This is a genomic window from Pseudoalteromonas sp. BZB3 (genome assembly GCF_040104455.1).
GTDB lineage: Bacteria > Pseudomonadota > Gammaproteobacteria > Enterobacterales > Alteromonadaceae > Pseudoalteromonas.
This window is the reverse complement of record NZ_JBECOS010000012.1, coordinates 62,013-79,697: the sequence shown is the minus strand read 5'-3', so window position 1 is coordinate 79,697 and position 17,685 is coordinate 62,013. Positions and strand designations below refer to the sequence as shown.

Annotated in this window: 13 protein-coding genes; 7 read left to right on the top strand and 6 right to left on the bottom strand. The window is 41.2% G+C overall.

Annotation, left to right across the window (positions count from 1 at the left end):
- Window positions 1-16: 16 nt before the first annotated feature.
- Window positions 17-907 (bottom strand): LytTR family DNA-binding domain-containing protein, encoded by an 891-nt coding sequence (locus ABMY35_RS13890; RefSeq protein WP_349286746.1) that lies wholly within the window; start codon window positions 905-907, stop codon window positions 17-19.
- A gap of 105 nt (window positions 908-1,012) precedes the next feature.
- On the opposite strand from ABMY35_RS13890, the gene ABMY35_RS13885 reads away from it, so the two are divergent.
- The 4 genes from ABMY35_RS13885 (at window position 1,013) to ABMY35_RS13870 (ending at window position 7,629) form a co-directional block, all read left to right on the top strand.
- Window positions 1,013-3,085 (top strand): TonB-dependent receptor plug domain-containing protein, encoded by a 2,073-nt coding sequence (locus tag ABMY35_RS13885; RefSeq protein WP_349286745.1) that lies wholly within the window; start codon window positions 1,013-1,015, stop codon window positions 3,083-3,085.
- Between the two features lie 261 nt (window positions 3,086-3,346).
- Window positions 3,347-5,248 (top strand): alkaline phosphatase PhoX, encoded by a 1,902-nt coding sequence (locus ABMY35_RS13880; protein WP_349286744.1) that lies wholly within the window; start codon window positions 3,347-3,349, stop codon window positions 5,246-5,248.
- A 55-nt stretch (window positions 5,249-5,303) separates the two neighbouring features.
- Window positions 5,304-6,941, top strand: coding sequence for a hypothetical protein (locus tag ABMY35_RS13875; RefSeq protein ID WP_349286743.1), 1,638 nt, complete (start codon window positions 5,304-5,306; stop codon window positions 6,939-6,941).
- A 4-nt stretch (window positions 6,942-6,945) separates the two neighbouring features.
- Complete coding sequence (locus tag ABMY35_RS13870) at window positions 6,946-7,629, top strand: manganese efflux pump (RefSeq protein WP_349286742.1); 684 nt, start codon at window positions 6,946-6,948, stop codon at window positions 7,627-7,629.
- 211 nt (window positions 7,630-7,840) lie between these two features.
- Here the strand turns inward: ABMY35_RS13870 and ABMY35_RS13865 are convergent, their stop codons facing one another.
- The 4 genes from ABMY35_RS13865 to brnQ form a co-directional block, all read right to left on the bottom strand.
- On the bottom strand, window positions 7,841-8,608 hold the full coding sequence (locus ABMY35_RS13865) for a transporter substrate-binding domain-containing protein (protein WP_349286741.1): 768 nt from the start codon (window positions 8,606-8,608) through the stop codon (window positions 7,841-7,843).
- A gap of 152 nt (window positions 8,609-8,760) precedes the next feature.
- Entirely contained in the window at window positions 8,761-9,165 is a 405-nt protein-coding gene (locus ABMY35_RS13860) for a hypothetical protein (RefSeq protein WP_349286740.1), read from the bottom strand.
- 142 nt (window positions 9,166-9,307) lie between these two features.
- Window positions 9,308-11,548: a DUF5916 domain-containing protein gene (locus ABMY35_RS13855; RefSeq protein ID WP_349286739.1), complete on the bottom strand. Its 2,241-nt coding sequence runs from the start codon at window positions 11,546-11,548 to the stop codon at window positions 9,308-9,310.
- A gap of 139 nt (window positions 11,549-11,687) precedes the next feature.
- A complete protein-coding gene (gene brnQ, locus ABMY35_RS13850; protein ID WP_349286738.1) occupies window positions 11,688-12,977 on the bottom strand; it encodes a branched-chain amino acid transport system II carrier protein in 1,290 nt (429 codons plus the stop codon).
- A 319-nt stretch (window positions 12,978-13,296) separates the two neighbouring features.
- Here brnQ and ABMY35_RS13845 point away from each other — a divergent pair, with 319 nt between their 5' ends.
- Window positions 13,297-13,713 carry a hypothetical protein gene (locus ABMY35_RS13845; RefSeq protein WP_349286737.1) on the top strand — a complete coding sequence of 139 codons (417 nt, stop codon included), beginning with the start codon at window positions 13,297-13,299 and terminating at the stop codon, window positions 13,711-13,713.
- A gap of 26 nt (window positions 13,714-13,739) precedes the next feature.
- Here ABMY35_RS13845 and ABMY35_RS13840 read toward each other — a convergent pair whose 3' ends face one another.
- Window positions 13,740-14,885 (bottom strand): hypothetical protein, encoded by a 1,146-nt coding sequence (locus ABMY35_RS13840; RefSeq protein WP_349286736.1) that lies wholly within the window; start codon window positions 14,883-14,885, stop codon window positions 13,740-13,742.
- A gap of 235 nt (window positions 14,886-15,120) precedes the next feature.
- Between ABMY35_RS13840 and ABMY35_RS13835 the strand changes: the two genes are divergently transcribed.
- Both ABMY35_RS13835 and cydB read left to right on the top strand, forming a co-directional pair.
- Window positions 15,121-16,494, top strand: coding sequence for a cytochrome ubiquinol oxidase subunit I (locus ABMY35_RS13835; RefSeq protein ID WP_349286735.1), 1,374 nt, complete (start codon window positions 15,121-15,123; stop codon window positions 16,492-16,494).
- Window positions 16,487-17,485 (top strand): cytochrome d ubiquinol oxidase subunit II, encoded by a 999-nt coding sequence (gene cydB / locus ABMY35_RS13830; protein WP_349286734.1) that lies wholly within the window; start codon window positions 16,487-16,489, stop codon window positions 17,483-17,485. The genes ABMY35_RS13835 and cydB overlap by 8 nt, the downstream gene beginning before the upstream one ends.
- Window positions 17,486-17,685: the final 200 nt, after the last annotated feature.

Sequence of the window (17,685 nt, the reverse complement as noted above, 5' to 3'; positions counted from 1 at the left end):
CTAAAAAATTAACTTTTTACCCAAACCACCCCTTTACCTTCTTCATATTTGCTCGACTGACTGGCACTTTATCTTGATTCGATAACACCAATTCGCCTTCGCGATTCTTCCTTAGTAACTTTTCTGCGTGATTTGGGTTTACCCAATAACTGCGGTGGGTTTGTCCTGCGCCGAGTGTAGTGTCGATGTTTGAAAGTGCTTCAATGGCATCTTTTAAGTTGTATAAGATCAGATGCTGTTCTTGCTCTGTAACGACTTTCAAATAATGCAGTTCTGCTTTTAAACAAATGAGTGAGTCTATGTTGTCTATTTTTGCGATTTTTAAAAAGTCATGATCCGGCGGTGTAGCGGAATTATCTTGTAGCTCAACTGCAGGCTCTGCAGGTTCAGGGTTAATCGTTAAAGGCTCAATCGTCTTGTTTATATTTTTATTAGCAGCATTATCAATGGCTTGATATTTTTCTTTTGATTGGGAAGGATTTTTTTCAGTGCGTTTGATCTGAAAGCCACTTAGCCAAGGCAGGTTTATCGCCACCCATGAAATGAGTGCTACAGGCGCCATATTTTGCCACTCTTCAAATAGCGCATATAGGGTATAAGCCGTTTCTTGCTCTATATATACGTCGCGTAACAAAGAAAATGGCACATAAATAGTCACAGCAATCACTGAGCTGATGGCCAGTTTTACAATATCGTTCTGTCTTGCTAATACGCCTTTCATTAAGGTGTGTGTGACAATAAAAAACGACAAACAAGAAAATACTTGCACCTGCCAAACGACGAAATTTAGCCAATGCGGTAGTGCATTGTCATCATCTGAGATACTTAAAAGGCATGCTAGAAAAAAGCCAATACTGGCAAAATAACGCCAAGGGCTAATGGAACCAATTGGAAATTGCCCATTCATACAATAAACCGCCCATTCATACATAAATCAAGGGCTTAATTAAACCAGAAAGCAACAACAGCGTAAATTACTGTCATTAAATAAACGCATATTGAGGATGCAAAAATGACTTTTATTAAATCCACCTTAGCTGTTTTAGTTGGAACTTTCGCGACAAACGCTTTAGCTAATACGCCAAATAACAATGACGACGACAAAGCAAATATAGAAAGTATTACTGTGGTGGCCTCTAAGCCTGACGGCATAAAAATCAGTTCTGGTAAATTACTGTCTCTACCCGGTACGGGCAATGATCCATTAAAAGGCCTCGAAGCATTGCCGGGTGTCGTTCTTGCGACGCCTAGTACAGGTGGACCCGTCGCACAACCAGCCATTCGCGGCAGCTCTGTGAGTGACAATTTATACCTAACTGACGGACTTGAGATGGGCTATGTGTTTCACAATGATGGGATCAGTGTCTACAACCCGTTGTTGATAGAAAGTTTTGAATTAAAAACAGGGGCATGGTCGAGCCAATATGCCAATGCAAATGGCGGTGTGATTTTAACTGAGCTTAGAGATCCCGATGCAGATAACCCAACCAATGTTTTAGATTTAAGTTTCTTTAGAAGTGGCTTTTTGTATGAACAAGCCATTGCAAAAAATGCAGCTTTTTATGTCTCGTTCAGAGAGAGTTTAGTGCATACCTATGTTGATAACTTTATTGAAGACGAAGACTTTTCTTTTGCGGTACCACCACGAAATCGAGATTACCAAGCCAAACTGATTTGGGATTTAGACGACAACAATGTGATCAGAGCGACCGCCAGTGGTGCGAAAGATTATATCGAAATTGCATTCGATGCTGATGGCAGAGACATAGCCAAAAACCCAGATTTGGCATCTGGAGAACGGTATCAAACGTATTTCCATAGCCAAGCGATCAGTTGGCAAAACTTCAATGGCGACTTTGAAACAACGACTAGCCTTAATTTATTGACGCAAAACCAACAAGAGCGAGAAGGGGATGTGTTTCGTTGGGATGCCGACATAACTAAATTGATTTTAAAGGCTGATAGTTTCTATCAAGGCGAAGATGTTGATGTTTTATTCGGTGCAAAAGTGCAATCAACAGAAGTGGATTATGTAAGTAGCGGTCGCTTATTACCATGTAACTTAGAATTTGAAGTATGTCCGACAAGCTATTTCAGCGACACGTTTGCCGAAGACGGATCGTTAAAATTTGAGCAGTATCACGCTTATGTTTCGGCTAATGGCGACTTAAGTTCAAACTGGGATTATCAACTCGGCGTTGCGTTACTAGGTTCTAGTAACAACAGCCAAACTTACTTAGAGCCACGCGCACGTCTTGGGTATCGATTAAACGAATCGCACAAAGTCAACCTAAGCGCAGGCATACACCATACATTAATTGATGACTATCAATATCTTATTGAAGGCTATGGCAACGCTGATCTTGAAGCCAGTGAGGCGACCCATATTGTACTAAATCTTGAATCGACTCTTGATAATGGATTAAGTATGAAAACGGAGCTGTTCTATAAAGAGCTTGATAACCTTGTTGTGGCAAACCCGAATGCGCAAAAGCGCTCGTTAGCACAAGATATCTCTGGCTTTACCCGATTTGAAGATGTTGCCAGTGGCACAGCCTATGGCATAGAGCTTTTAGTTAACAAGCAGTTGTCAGACGATTGGTTTGGGTGGGCGAGTATTGCCTACAGTAAAACAGAGCGAGATAACCCACTGACGCAGCTAGAATTTAACTCTGAATTTGATTTACCTTGGGTGGCGAACATTGTACTTGATTATAAGTGGGACGAAAACTGGCAAATAGGCGCGAAATGGCGTTTCCAAAGTGGTCGAAGATTCACGCAAGTAAACTCTGCAACGCCTTATGTTGAACCAAACAGCGCCACAAATGAGCCATTATTCTATGTGCCAAACTACGGCGAGTTTAACGCTGAACAGTGGAGTAACTATCATCGTTTAGATATTCGTGCTGATTATAAAACCGAGTTGTTTGGCCTCGACGCCAACATGTATATTGAAGTGTTAAATGTGTATGGCTCAAGAGCAGTGCAAGAACTCGAATACAATGCGGCTTATACTGAGTTTGAAAAAGACTATCAATTTCCTGATATGCCACTGCCGTCAATTGGGATTAGTATGACTTTTTAAAGACAGTTGTCATTTAGCAAAGCAGGATAAAGAGGCTTAAATGCCTCTTTTTTTATTATGTTAAAGTCAATAAATGTCTGGTCTTCCATTCGCTTTATGTTGTTTTTCTAATTAAGAAATACGCTTGTCTAAGATGACGGTTGTAATAGGAATTATAAATTTAAGTCATTGAACTGTCACTGATATTAAGCCTAACTTTAAAATAGAACCTCTAACCTAGCCTGCGTTTTAAACCAACAAACAACGTAGCAAGGTAAAAAAATGAAAACAAATAGTCTAAAGCTAAGTGCCGTCACACTTAGTGTTTTGGTTGCATTATCAGGATGTTTAGATGGTGACGACGGTACACAGGGCGCGCAAGGCCCTCAAGGTGAAACAGGCCAACAAGGTGTGCAAGGTGAAGTAGGGGAAACTGGTTCACAAGGTGAGACCGGGGCACAAGGCGAAACTGGTTCACAAGGTGAAGCTGGCGAAAATGGTTTAGATGGCACCGCGGGTAAGTTAACGCGCTTAGCGACAGTGCCTACAGGCGCTGAAGTAACAGGTATCTTCTTAACAAAAGAAGGTGACCTATTCTTCAACGCGCAACATCCATCTGACAGTAATGCTGTGAAGGATGATTTAAACGACAAAACATATCATACGGGTACAGTGGGTGTGCTCGCTGGCGCTAATTTTAATAAATTACCAAAAACATTGATTGATTCTCCAGTGCCTTCAAGTGAAGAAGAGCGTCAAACTGTGATGTCAGCATACGGTCAGTATCAAATTCTTGGTCAAACCGGCGATACTTATGCGGGCAAATTACCATCAGGTTTAGGCCATATCTACTCACACCAAGATAATGAATTAATCCTTGAAAACGACATGCCTGACTTTAATGGCTTTATTTCTTCGGGTGAGGGTAAAGGTTACCTGTTCACTAACTGGGAAATGTACCCAGGTGGAATGAGCCGTTTAGCATTAACCAAAGATGACAAAGGCATGTGGTCAGTCGATGATGCCATGATGCTTGACTTTAAAGGTGTTCACGGTACAGCTGCTAACTGTTTTGGTTCAGTGACACCATGGAATACACCACTTACTTCTGAAGAGTGGATTGTTAACACATCGGTTGATTCTACAACGAGTGCAAGCTGGAATAATCAGTCTGCAATTGACTCAAGCATCTTGGGCTACATGTGGAAATTAACAGCACCAGACGCGCCAAACCCATATCGTTATGGCTACATTGCTGAAGTGAAAAAGCCAACAGAAGATAAGCCAGAAGTGGTTAAGCACTATGCATTAGGTCGCTTTGAACATGAAAACGCAACAGTTATGCCTGATGGTAAAACTGTTTATATGTCGCAAGATGATACTGGTGGTGTGCTATTTAAGTTTGTAGCTGACACGCCGGAGGACTTAAGTGCTGGTACTTTATATGGCGCTAAGTTAAAGCAAGACGTTGGTCAAAACGACCCAGCAACAACAGGTTTCGATGTTGAGTGGATTGAACTTGGTCGCGGTGACAATGCCACTATCGAAGCTTGGATTGCTGACTTCGATGGCATTGGTACTGAAGACTATGTTGAAGGTGAAACTAGCTATATGACATTAGCTGATGTTGCAGCGTGGAATGAAGGCAAAGCCACTTATCCGACTGTTGAAAACGGCGGTGGTAAGGTTACAGCAGGTGCGACAATGGATGACCGAGTTGTATTCTTAGAGTCTCGTCAAGCGGCAAAGGCAAAAGGTGCTACTGCAGAATGGCGTAAGCTGGAAGGTATTTCGATTAATACTGATCGTGCTAAAGAGGCCATCGAAGGTGTGAATACGATTGCTGATGAAGAAGTCACTGAAGCATTTGTTTATATTGCGATTGCTGACTTAGATAAAACGATGATTGATGGCGAAGGTGATATTCAATTATCAAATCGTGTGAAGGATTGTGGCGGTGTTTATCGTGCCAAGCTAGAAGCAGGTTATAACATCAGCCGTATTGAGCCCGTTGTTATGGGTTCTACTTATCGTAGCTCGCTAGATGGTGCGGCAAGATGTGATGTGAACCAGCTTTCACAGCCAGACAATGTCATTGTTATGGATGATGGCCGTATCATCATTGGTGAAGATGGCTTCCAAGAGAACAACACATTATGGCTGTACGAGCCAGTTAAGAACTAATCCAGTTGTTGCAGAGATCGTTAGATCTCTGCTTTTTTCATCAGTGGTAATCATCATGCGAACAAGATTAATTTGGCTATCATCTATAGCCACTGCACTTTTCTCAGCGTCATGTTACGCCAATGAAAGTGCGGCTGAGTATAAACACACTAACACGCTCAAGGCGCTCGATTTTATTAAACAAAATGAGATTTATAATCCAGAGTCAGTGATCCCGCCTCAGTGTTACACCAAAACCGAAGGCAAGCATAACCCTTGTATGGCCTGTCATCAGAGCTATCCTAGCACAGATAAAAGACCCAATATCTTGAATGATGGTGACTTGCAGGGAGACTATCAATTTTCAGAAGCGGGAATGACAAACAGTTGGACAAACTTGTTTGTCGACCGCTCCCTAAAGATAAAAGATATTAAAGATAGCTTTATCAGTGAGTGGGTGAAAGAAGACAATTATCATTCTTTTATTAACGCTCATAAAAATCACCCACAAATAGAAGCTATCAAATTAGATAATCTTGCACTGCCAAAAAAAGCGTTCTTTGAAAATGGCTTGGCCAAAGATGGCAGTCATTGGGTGGCGTTTAACTACAAACCTTTTCCAAGTACCTTTTGGCCAACAAATGGCTCTACCGGCGACGTAATGATCCGACTTGATAAGTCGTTAAGACAGTTGAAGGGTGAAGATAACCTAGACGTGTATTTTGCTAATTTAAGCTTGCTTGAAATGTCGATGAAGCGATTAGACAGCATCACAGTACCCGATTTAGATGAAAACAAGCTTCAGGAGGATTTAAATGGTGACGGCAAGCTTTCTGTGATCACGACAATGCAAAAGCGTAGTCATTACCTTGGTGACGCTAAGAAAGTGCCTTTAACAGATATGTTATATCCACAGGGGACCGAGTTCTTACATACTGTTCGTTACATTGGCGTTGACGAAAATGGCAACCCATACAATGCAGAGCGTATGAAAGAAGTCCGCTACATGAAAAAACATGCCTTTAAAAATAAACGCAAAGTAGCGATCACTTATCACAGAGAAGGTAAGGAGAAAGAGTTTGAACAACTCCCTCGCACAATTAACCTGCGTCAAAGGGGCATAGATAACGGCTTTAGCTGGACCATTAATGGCTTTATTGAAGATGAAAATGGCCAATTGCGTCAACAACATTATCAAGAATTACAGTCATGTAATGGGTGTCATAAAACAGTGGGCACAACCATAGATCAAACGTTTTCTTTTGCTCGCAAAGTTGAAGGTGCGAAAGGGTGGGGCTACATCAACCTGAAAACACAAAAAGACACGCCAACATTGGGTCAACAGCAAGGTGAGTTTTTAACCTACCTACAAAGAGTAGGCGGAGGCGATGAGTTCAGACAAAACAAAGAAATGTTGCAAAAGTGGTTTAATCAAGATGGGTCGGTTAAAAAAGTTCAGGTGCAGTTATTGCCTAATATCTATGAACTAATCATGCCCTCAAAGCGCAGAGCGCTCGATTTGAACAAAGCATACTTTACGATTATGAAAGAGCAAAGTTATCTGTTCGGTCGAGATGCAACATTGGGTGTAGCAACGAACGTACTTGAAAAAGTTGAAGATAATATGCCACCACTTGAAGAGGATTTCAGGTATGGCTTTGATATTCGACTTGATTGGGCGCAGGCTGAAAATAGCGGTTCCTTAAAGGAGTAAAGATATGGGCCTACTTCTTGAATTTATTTTTGCCTGTTTGCTTATGGGCTTAGCCATTGGGCTAGATGTTGCCATAGTGACAGCTTTATACAGCAAACAATTTAGTGTCAAGGCAGTGAAAGTGCGCTGGGTTGTTGGTGTGACAGCAACGCATACCTTATTTCCGATGTTTGGTTATATGCTGAGTTATTTTGGCTTGAAGTGGTTGCCGAGCATTAGTCCTATGATTGGCTTGATTGCATTCGCGTTTATTGCTTATTTTTTGTATCAAGAGTTGCAAGATTATCATGAGGGTGATGAGGCCAGCTTTACGCATAAGGCGATTTCATGGGCGTTGATCATTGCAGTGAGTTGGGATGCGCTTTGGTCAGGACCAGCGAAATCTGCACAGATCATCAATTGGCCTGAGTCCTTGGTGTGGCTATCGTTTTTTGTAGTTGGCGGGCTTGTGTTGTTGTCATCACAAATAGGCTTGTGGCTTGGTCGCTATTTAATAGCATCTCAGAAAGATCCTAAGGTGAATCGAGGCTGGCATTGGCTGCAATATTCGACCATAGCTTATTTCGGTTTACTGGCATTATTTAGATACACCTTTAATAGCCAAATTCATGACGGCGCGATATTTATGTTGGCTGCAACACTGGTTGGCAGTTATGTATTTTATCCGGCGACGCAAAATAGAGAGTAGTCTACAGGCGGCTTTTACTCATGCTGGTTTTATGGGCAAGCTGCTTTTATTCAAATGAAGTTTTTTATTCGCATGAAACAAAGGGGTTAGCGCAGTTCTGGCTACCCCTTTTATCTTGCAAAGGAAATAGGAAAATTCATATTTACAACTAGCCTGAAATTTAGGCCATAAAAAGTCAAAACCGCAACAAAAATGACTATTTGATCTGACTTTAATTCACTATAGACGAAGATGTCGTGTAACGCTCAATTATTGAACTAATATCTTTTTCTAGGTATGCAATAGCATCATTTATTTTCATAATGTCTTGCTTAGAAAAGCGCTCACGATTGAGCATAAAATGAATGGGGTTGTCATTGACCACATAAGGATGAAGCTGAATATTTCCGCCTTGGTATGTAGAGAAGTAATAAAGTGCTGCCATTTCATCTTCAACCAAAAACTCCACTCTTTTTAAATGCACCATACTCATGCGTTGTTTTATGCTCTTAACAAAAGCAAAATGTGGCTTATTTTCTGGTTTTTTAAAGTGCCCATTAAATTCTTCGCCGTAAAATGCCCCAGGATTAATCACAAATGACATTTTCTGGTCGAACAGGGTTGCTAAGTTATTGATTGGTTTGATAGGCAGGTGAGTAAATAATCGCATTCTCTCTCGTCGGTACGCTGCTGTAAAAGCAGCGATTTTGTCTCGTTCGTGATTGAAACTCGATGAGGGTAATACATCAACTAAACCAATGCTGAGTTCTTTTATGGCTCTGTCGGTGGTTGGTAACCTGACAAACTCAATGCAAAAGCCAGCCTTTTGAAAGACTTTCCTGCTTATATCAATTTCAAGGCCGAAGGCTCTATCTTGTTGATACATAACATAAGGCGGCCAAGAAGCACCGATGCCTATGTACACGGTTTTGTCATTGGCACACTGAGCAAACAAGTTATGGCTGAATAATAATAGTAAAAAGCAAACACTCAGTCGCAATATAAAGCCCATTTATCAAAAGCATGATTATCAATTAAGTATAGACAGAAATTAAATCCTAAGGAATGAAATAAGACGAAAAAAAAGATAAGGTGTTTTATGCAAGCGCTTACCTTTTTGCTAAGAATATTCGGATATAAACCGCTATAAACTTATGGGCAGGATGACATATCTTTAGATAACTCGCTGATAAAATTACCTGACTTATCAAGATAGCGATAAACCATAGTCACGCCATACTCTTTGAATGCTTTTAAGTCTTTATTGCCGCACAGAGGCTTTATTACTATGTCTTGAAGCAGTGTTGTAAATTGATTGGTATCTAATTGCTCGACACTGTAGTTAATCATAGTGTTGTTATAAATAATATAACTGCTAAATGTCGTAACTGAGTCTAATCGTGTTTCTTCATCTAACATCACAGGCCCGTTTTTATTTAACATTGCTGCGGTTTTTGTAAGCTCAACTGATAAACTTCTTTGGTCAACCGTTGTTGTGGCAAAGCTGTTAGCACTAAATAGCAAAGAGGTAAGCAGGGCGGGTTTGAATAAATCCATTTCGTATCTTCATTATTATTAAAGAATGAATAATACACGAAAAAAGGGACTAAAATCTATGTCACAAGTTACTTTTGGTAGAGCAGCCCCCAAACCACTGAATGTTTATGAACAAGGTGATTTGGGGAATATAGAGCGCCTTTTAGAAACGATAGCGAATTTTCGCTACAAAGTTGTCGCCGGTACGATTGTCCCAGCCCTCTTTGAATAGCGAGAAGTTGCTCTGATCTAAATCATCGATAGATTGTCCACCACGGCTATAAACCAAATAGATGTTAGAAAGCGGAGCAATCTCATAACGGTAGCGAATTTGCAGTCGTGTTGTTGAACGAGAAAAGTCGCTTACTACGGCGTTGGCATCGTATAGGTCACCATGCTTGTTAATTGCAAATAGGTTACCATTTTTACCGGTTACACTAACCCATTGGAAACGCACTCGAACTTCTTGCTTGTCATCGATGGTGGCGTCAAAATCTAAACTGTTTTCTAATTGCTTGTAGTCATAACGAGCCAACTGGTCTTCAATCCAATAAAGGCTTTGTTTTTGTTGCACAGCCCATAAACTCCAAGACACTCGGTAGTTATCGGTAAAGTAGTAACTTGGGTGATAGTGGAAGCGGCCGCCATTGCCTTCTCGGTCATAACTTTGTAGACCAAAAGCGACATGGTGACGGAATTTGTTTTGGCTACCAAAGTTGTACTCAGTGAAAAACTCGCGGCCTGAACCTAAATTAAAATCGCCATTGCCACGAGTTGTTCTGTCATCAAGGCCTGATGAAGTATAGTCGAAACGCCAGAACCAAAAGGCACTGTCTTTGTATTCTTCGGTACCGGTTATTCCCATTTCAGTTCTTAGATGATCGCCATCACTGTTGTGATCGCGCATAAAGTAACCTTCAACACGACGTTGCTTCAAGCTGCTGCTTTCATCAAAATCGGTGAAGTAACGTTCGTTGTTATACCAAACACGTTGTAAATCTGAGCGTGATAAAAAGCCTAAATCATTGACTTGAAACTCTTCATCGTAAACCGTGAAGTTTAAGCGTTGTTGCCAATTATCACTGAATTTGTGCACAAAGTTCAGCCATGCGCCGTAGCCGTCGACTTGATCTTTGTGTGTGTCAGAATCAACAAAGCTGCCGTTTACTTGCGCACGAATTTGCAGTGTATCAGACACGTCAGTACGGTAATCGACACTGTGAACTTGAGACTCACGGCCCTGTGTCGCTTTATCTGCATAAGTAACTAAATAGCCAACTTGAGAGTCGTCAAAACGGTGTTGGGCACGGGCGGTGGCAAACTTGTTTGATTCTTTATCGTTAAAATGACCGTCATCTTCAAATACTGCCATCACACCAAAGTCATTATTTTGGCCATTCGACGTGTATTTAACAGCGGCATCAATGTCGCCATAAACGCCAATTCGACGAGTGTGAACTAGGCGCATACCGGCATTACCCTGAATATCGAATAAAGCTTGGTTTTCTGTGAAGAAAGGGCGACGTTCAGCAAAAAAAGTTTCAAATGGTGAAAAGTTAACGACGAGGCCATCAGATTCGACCTGACCAAAATCAGGGTTTAATGCCACGCTCAATTGTTGACTTGCATCTGGGCGCCAGAAGATATCAACGCCGATATTGCTGTCATCGGTATCGTTCAGCATATCGTTTTGGTATGTCGCTGAAGCGAAGATATCTAAAGATGAGCTGGCATGGTTCGCCACTTTAATTTGACTGAATTCACGCAAAAAGTCAGGTTGACTCGATGAGGTTGGTGCATGGCTGTAACTTCTATTCGACTTTACATCATGACGGCGAACGTAAATGCCCATTTGGCGATTGTCACCGTCAATTTTGGCCATTGGCGCGACATTCCAAGGGATCAAATATTCAGCTACCCAACCTGTGTCAGTTTGGCTGGTTTTACCAAACCAGGTGCCATCCCAGTCACTTTTGAAACGGTTATTGTTTTGCCAAATACCGTCGCGCATTGAACCACCATTTCCTAGCGCAAAGCCATAAGCGGTGTTCTTACCATTATCAAAGTCGATAATGAGTTCAATGAAGTCACTTTCTAAATCACTGTCACGGGCGGTACGCATCGAGGTTTGCTCACTGAGTGCTTGCGTGGCAATCACGGCAACGTGTATGCCTTCTTCACTAGAGAAGTATTTTACTTGAGTTTGCTTATCAGCTTGGGCAAGGGTGAATGGGCTGGTGGTTTTGTCTAAGTTGATGACTTGAGCGTTTTGCCATTTTACTTCGTCGAGTACTCCATCGATTTGGGCGGCAAAGGTGTTTGGTAATACAAAGGCACTTGAAAGGGCGATGGCAACGGGAGAGCGCTTTAGCCATGTTTTAAGTGTATGTTTTATTTTTTTCATTTCTTTTCCCTGTTTTTGCTGGTGGCATTATATAGAGAAAAATCGAATGAAAAATGAGAAGGCCAACTTTTGCGTATATAAATTGTAAAATTATATTACTTATAGCAAATCGTTGGCCTTAGATTATTTGTTATGCAAGTTATACAGCAGCTTGAGCTGTATTTTCTTTGCGTTGGAACAGCATATTTGCGACTGCAAAAACGACTAATGTCGGCACAATCCAGCCCGCATTGTATTGATATAAAGGTAGGTAATTTACAAATACGTTATGCAGTTGCTCTGGCATATTGCCAAGGATCTTGAGCGCATCAATGACACCGCCAGTGATCGCGGCTGCAATGGTTAAACTGTAAACCAAGCCGTTGAACGGACGCTTTAAATAGAACAGACCCAATAAAATAATACTGATAGCAACAGGGTGAAGTACAACAACGAGAGGCAATGTAATAGCAATCAACAGGTCTAAGCCTAAATTAGCCACCAATGTTGTAATGGCGACAATCGTAATGGTGCTGGTTTTGTAGTTATTATTTTTGAAGTTTTGACTGGTAAACTCTGCACAAGCACAGGTCAAACCTATAGCTGTAGTCAAACAAGCAAGCGTTACAATTACACCCATTAATAAAACACCTGGCGTGCCATAGATCCAATTCATGTAATTTGATAGTAGCGCACCACCATTACTTTCAATAATGCCGTAATTTGCACCCACAAAAGCGATTGCAATATAAACGAAGCACATTGCAACACTAGAAATCAGCACAATTTTGATCAGGTTTGGCACAACAGGCGCATTAGGGGCTGCACTTTTAAGTGCATTGATCACTAACCAGCCGAAGCCCACAGCACCTAATACGTCCATGGTCATATAACCTTCTGATAGGCCAGAGGCAATGGCGAAAGATTGGTATTGCTCTGCGGTGTTTTCGAGTTGCCCGTGCGGGTATAAAAAAGCACTAATGGCGATAAATAACAGCATCAGTAATAAAACCGGCGTTAAGATTTTACCGATTCTGTCCATTAGTTTGCCTGGGCTAAGCGCAAAGAATAGCGTGGTTGCAGCCATCACTAAAGTGAAAGGTAACAAAGCCCAATCAGCGAAAAATGGTTTGGCAATAAACTCAAACGACACGCTGAATGTTCTTGGTAATGAAAATAGCGGGCCAATTGATAGAAACAATACACCCCAAAACAGTAAATGGCCTGCGCGTGGCAGTTTATTGGTTAGCGCTTCGCTACCGCCCATGCAGCCTATGGCAATTAGGGTGAGGGCCGGTAATCCCACAGCTGTGATTAAAAAACCTATGGTTGCTGGCCAGAAAAATTCACCTGAGCCTTGGCCCAATTGTGGCGGAAAAATAACGTTACCCGCACCTAAGAATAACGCAAAGGTCATAAACCCAAGCGTTAATAGAGAAGACTTTGACATGAAAACCTCGTAATAACCTGTCAGTCAATTGAGCGGCGCATTCTAGGGATTATTAGGGACAATGCAAATTTAGGCTGTGCGATGAAAAAATGCAGATGAGAAGGGAATCTAAACAAAGATATAAATAAAAACGAGCAGGGAGCATAATTGAGGTTTTTTGCATAAACTATTTATGAATACCGTAAATCTGATGGTTTTATTTTTATTTGAGCGTTTAGTCCTTTTACACTTTTCTACAACTTCTCACGACATTTGACGGACTCTCACAGGTAATCGCGCTAACTTAGACTCATCAAAACAAACATCTTAGGCACTTACAATGAATGCAGCGAAAACACTCATCTCACTTTCTTTAGCGACTTTATTAACCGCGTGTGCACACCACAATAACGTTCGCCCTTCAGACAGCGGTGAGCATTATGTGAAGCTCACGGCACAAACAAAATCTGAAGCTGGCAATGAAGCATTAAAACAATCTAAGCACTTTTGTGATGAGCAAGATAAGAAAGCCTACGTACTGAATGAAAACATTACTTATGTTGGTAGTATGCCTGAAGAGGAATATTTACAGAATTTAAATATCGCCAACGCGGTAGAAACCGCGGGTACTGTGCTTTGGGTACTAGGTGAAAATGCAGTTGATGATGTTGGAGCAGCGATGTCTATAGGTGGCGGTATCGCTGAAGATTCAATGGGTCAGCCTTATGAATTGGTGATGAGCTTTACCTGTCGTTAAATATGCTATTAAATTAATTGCAGTATTTAAAGTTTAAATACTGCAATTGCATCTGATTTTGCCCATGTTGAAACAGCATGGGTTGAGTTAATAAATTCAAGGGCGGTGGCAGATTGTAGCCCGCTAGGGGAGAGACTTCTTGAATGTATAAGTGAAGCTTCGTTTATCTGAAATTCATCAATGCGATGGCTTTGCTCTGAGAAAGTTAAAATGGCGCTTTGATTTCTAGATAGCGTTACTTTATTCAAACCCTCGATATCATGTTCATCTTTACTGACCACTTTTAAAACTTCAAATGCTTGTTCATGGTTTTTCTGAGCCAAAACAATGTCGTTGTTTATAGCATCGACCGCAATGAGGTAGTGTCCGTTATTAGCAAAAGCCACAGAAATCGGCATATCAAATGGGTGCTTTAGAGTTTGATAAAAGTGAAATTTCCCAGCTTCATTGCGTTTGTAAATAGATACGGCTTTACCTTTCATACCTGCAACAGCCAAAAACTGGCCTGAATGATTGGTTGTCACAGAAACCGCACCTGAAAGGGCTGTATCTTTGTTTGTATGAATTCGTTGAGACAGTATTGGTTTACCATCTTGATTCAAGTTAAATACACTAACACCATGGCTGACTGTTGCAGCGATAAATAATTGATTAGTATTGTGATTAATTGCTAGCTCATAACCACCAAAGAGCCCAACCGTATCTTGTTCTGGTTTGATGGTTTCAGGTTGTTTAAATACTTGTGCAAAAGGCAGATTGTCGGACAAGGTATGTTGTAACGCTAATCCTGTTTTTTCAGAATAGCTAAAGTGTAGCAGTGCGCTGTGGTAATAACTTAATACATAAACGTTTTGGCCGCTGTCGTCGCTCACCACAGAAAGCGCGCCCTCGAGTTTAATTCTGTCGCTGCTTTTAATCGTTTGCCGATGTGAAAGCGACAAGTCAGAGTTCACCTTAAATACCGAAAGCGAGTTATCATCGGCACTGGCAACAAATACCCATTTTTTATCTTTGCTTAATGCGATATCTCTCGGATTATTTAATCCATCTACACCTTGAACATCATTAGTTAAAACATAGCTTGGCGTTTGCTCAATAGAGAGAGTATTTGCATTTGCAGCCACGGCGGTGATTGATAGAAAGATATAAAGAAAAAAGCGTACCGTTTTCAAAGCGCACGACCAAAAGTTTTAAAAGGATGCGGCTATCATGTCATTTTTACTTCAGTCATGAAACAAGCATTTTCTGAGCGGCCTCAATGAGCACAATATTAATACCGAATATTAATTGATCTGAGTCAATTTAGTGTTTAGTATGTTTTAAAGTTTCAGTAATTATTGAAACTTTAAAATCTTGGTTGAGGAGGATTTCAGCTAAGGCGTGCTTGGGTCGTGTTCGGAGGGGAACATGTTAGATACATTAATGCTGTCGCGAATTCAGTTTGCGGCAAATATCAGTTTTCATATTTTATTTCCTACTATAACCATCGCGTTAGGATGGTTTCTCGTATTCTTTAAAGTCAGGTTTGAACAAACCGGCGATGCGGTTTGGATGCGAGCCTATCGTTTCTGGGTAAAAATTTTTGCGCTGACTTTTGCACTAGGTGTTGTAAGTGGTATTACTATGTCGTTTCAATTCGGCACGAACTGGCCGGGTTTTATGGAAAAAGTGGGCAACATTGCAGGGCCATTACTCGGTTACGAAGTGCTAACCGCGTTCTTTCTAGAAGCAACCTTCTTAGGGATCATGTTGTTTGGTATAAATAAGGTGCCAGTTCGCGTGCATACAATTGCGTGTTTTGTTGTTGCAATTGGCACTACTTTGTCTGCATTTTGGATATTAAGCCTCAATTCTTGGATGCAAACGCCTGTTGGTTTTGAAATGCGAGACGGCATTGCTTATCCGACCGATTGGATTGCGATCATTTTTAATCCTTCTTTTCCTTACCGTTTTACTCACAAGCTCATTGCATCAGGCTTAACCGCGAGCTTTTTAATTGCTGGGATCAGTAGTTACCGCCTATTGCGAGGCGATGATAAGAAAGCGCCTAAACTCACCCTTAAAGTCGCGCTGGTTGTGGCTGCTGTATTAGCGCCGTTACAAGCTTATGTAGGTGATTTACACGGCCTCAATACGTTTGAACATCAACCACAAAAAGTCGCTGCGATGGAAGGTGTATGGGAAACAACTCAAGGTGCGCCTCTACTATTATTTGCTATTCCAGATGAAGAGCAGCGCACAAACCACTTTGAACTTGCAGTGTCGAACTTGGCGAGTTTAATTTTAACCCATCAACTCGATGGCGAAATTAGAGGCTTAAATGAATTCAAAGGCGAACACCCACCTGTAAAACCTGTTTTTTTTAGTTTTAGAGTTATGGTGGGACTTGGTTTACTTATGATTGTAGTCGCTTGGTTTGCTGTGTTCAGGCTTTATAAAAGTAATTGTTTACCAAATTGGTTACTGCGAACTTTGGTGGTAATGAGTTTTTCTGGTTGGGTGGCAACGCTTGCTGGCTGGTATGTCACTGAGATTGGTCGTCAGCCGTTTATCGTTAGCGGTGTTTTAACAGTCGATCAAGCAGCCACCACCATTGCGCCTGAAAATGTCGGGTTTAGCTTAGTCATGTATCTAACCGTGTACGCGTTTTTACTAGTTGCTTATTTACACACTGTATTTTTGATGGCGAGAAAAGCGGTGCTTATTGAAGAAATATCATTACAAGAGCATGTTGGCAAAAAGCGTTCAAGTATTGAGATTAAGGAGTCTGCGTATGTTTGAACAAGATAATTTAGCAATTATTTACGCTGCACTGATGGCGTTAGCTGTTTTGTTGTATGCCATTTTGGATGGTTATGATTTGGGAGTGGGGATTTTACTACCTACCAATAACGACCATGATGCCGATAAAATGATCGCTTCAATCGGCCCGTTTTGGGATGCCAATGAAACTTGGTTGGTTTTGGCGATTGGCTTATTACTAATTGCATTTCCGACCGCCCATAGCTTGGTGCTTAAAGCTCTATATATTCCTTGTACTTTTATGCTGATTGGTTTGATTCTGCGTGGTGTTGCGTTTGATTTTAGAGCCAAAGCTATCGTCGATCACAAGAATGCATGGGATTTGGCCTTTAAATTTGGTTCACTTTTAGCGGCGACATCTCAGGGTTATATGTTAGGCCGCTATGTAATGGGCTTTGATGAGTCTGCTTGGTCTTATGGTTTTGCACTTTTGAGTGCAGTCGGCGTAGCGGCCGCATATACCTTAATTGGTGCAGCTTGGTTAGTGATGAAAACAGAAGACGAGTTGCAGCAATATGCAATTAAAGTCTGTAAGCGTTGTGTGTATGTTGCATTAGTGGGTATTGCTCTCGTGTCAGGCGCAAATTTATGGTTGTCGCCTGAGATTTTCTTGAAGTGGTTTAGCTGGCCGAGCATGTTGCTGTTATTACCTCTGCCGATTATCTGTTTTAGTTGCTTTGTATTAATTGCTCGGAAGCTATCGCAGCTAACCACCCAGCCAGATAATAAAGCACATCATCCGTTTATTTTGAGCGTGACTATTTTTACTCTGTCGTTCTTGGGGTTAGCAATTAGCTTCTTTCCAGACATAGTGCCAAATCATCTTACTATTTGGCAGGCAGTAGCAGCGGCAGAATCACTGGCCTTTTTACTTTGGGGAGCATTACTTGTGGTGCCAACAATCTTGGCCTACACCGCTTATTCGTATCGCGTGTTTTGGGGCAAAGTCGACGACCTAAGATATTATTAATTTAACCTGAGCTATGGATAATAAATTTATCTCCAGCGGCTACTTTCAACGCTAACTACGTTGAATTTACTTGCAATAGGCTAGCTATTGACGCGTAAATTCGTCTTGTTATCCCTGAAAGTTTCCGGCTGCAGACTTGAAAAATACTTATCAATTTAAGATCAACACTTTAGTAAACCCCTTAACCAAAGCTCAGGTTA

Bases quoted from the DNA above. Each gene is read 5' to 3' on its own strand.
- brnQ (WP_349286738.1), bottom strand. From the start codon at position 12,977: ATGTCAAAGTCTTCTCTATTAACGCTTGGGTTTATGACCTTTGCGTTA.
- ABMY35_RS13860 (WP_349286740.1), bottom strand. From the start codon at position 9,165: ATGGATTTATTCAAACCCGCCCTGCTTACCTCTTTGCTATTTAGTGCT.
- ABMY35_RS13845 (WP_349286737.1), top strand. From the start codon at position 13,297: ATGAATGCAGCGAAAACACTCATCTCACTTTCTTTAGCGACTTTATTA.
- cydB (WP_349286734.1), top strand. From the start codon at position 16,487: ATGTTTGAACAAGATAATTTAGCAATTATTTACGCTGCACTGATGGCG.
- ABMY35_RS13835 (WP_349286735.1), top strand. From the start codon at position 15,121: ATGTTAGATACATTAATGCTGTCGCGAATTCAGTTTGCGGCAAATATC.
- ABMY35_RS13855 (WP_349286739.1), bottom strand. From the start codon at position 11,548: ATGAAAAAAATAAAACATACACTTAAAACATGGCTAAAGCGCTCTCCC.
- ABMY35_RS13880 (WP_349286744.1), top strand. From the start codon at position 3,347: ATGAAAACAAATAGTCTAAAGCTAAGTGCCGTCACACTTAGTGTTTTG.
- ABMY35_RS13870 (WP_349286742.1), top strand. From the start codon at position 6,946: ATGGGCCTACTTCTTGAATTTATTTTTGCCTGTTTGCTTATGGGCTTA.
- ABMY35_RS13885 (WP_349286745.1), top strand. From the start codon at position 1,013: ATGACTTTTATTAAATCCACCTTAGCTGTTTTAGTTGGAACTTTCGCG.
- ABMY35_RS13875 (WP_349286743.1), top strand. From the start codon at position 5,304: ATGCGAACAAGATTAATTTGGCTATCATCTATAGCCACTGCACTTTTC.
- ABMY35_RS13890 (WP_349286746.1), bottom strand. From the start codon at position 907: ATGAATGGGCAATTTCCAATTGGTTCCATTAGCCCTTGGCGTTATTTT.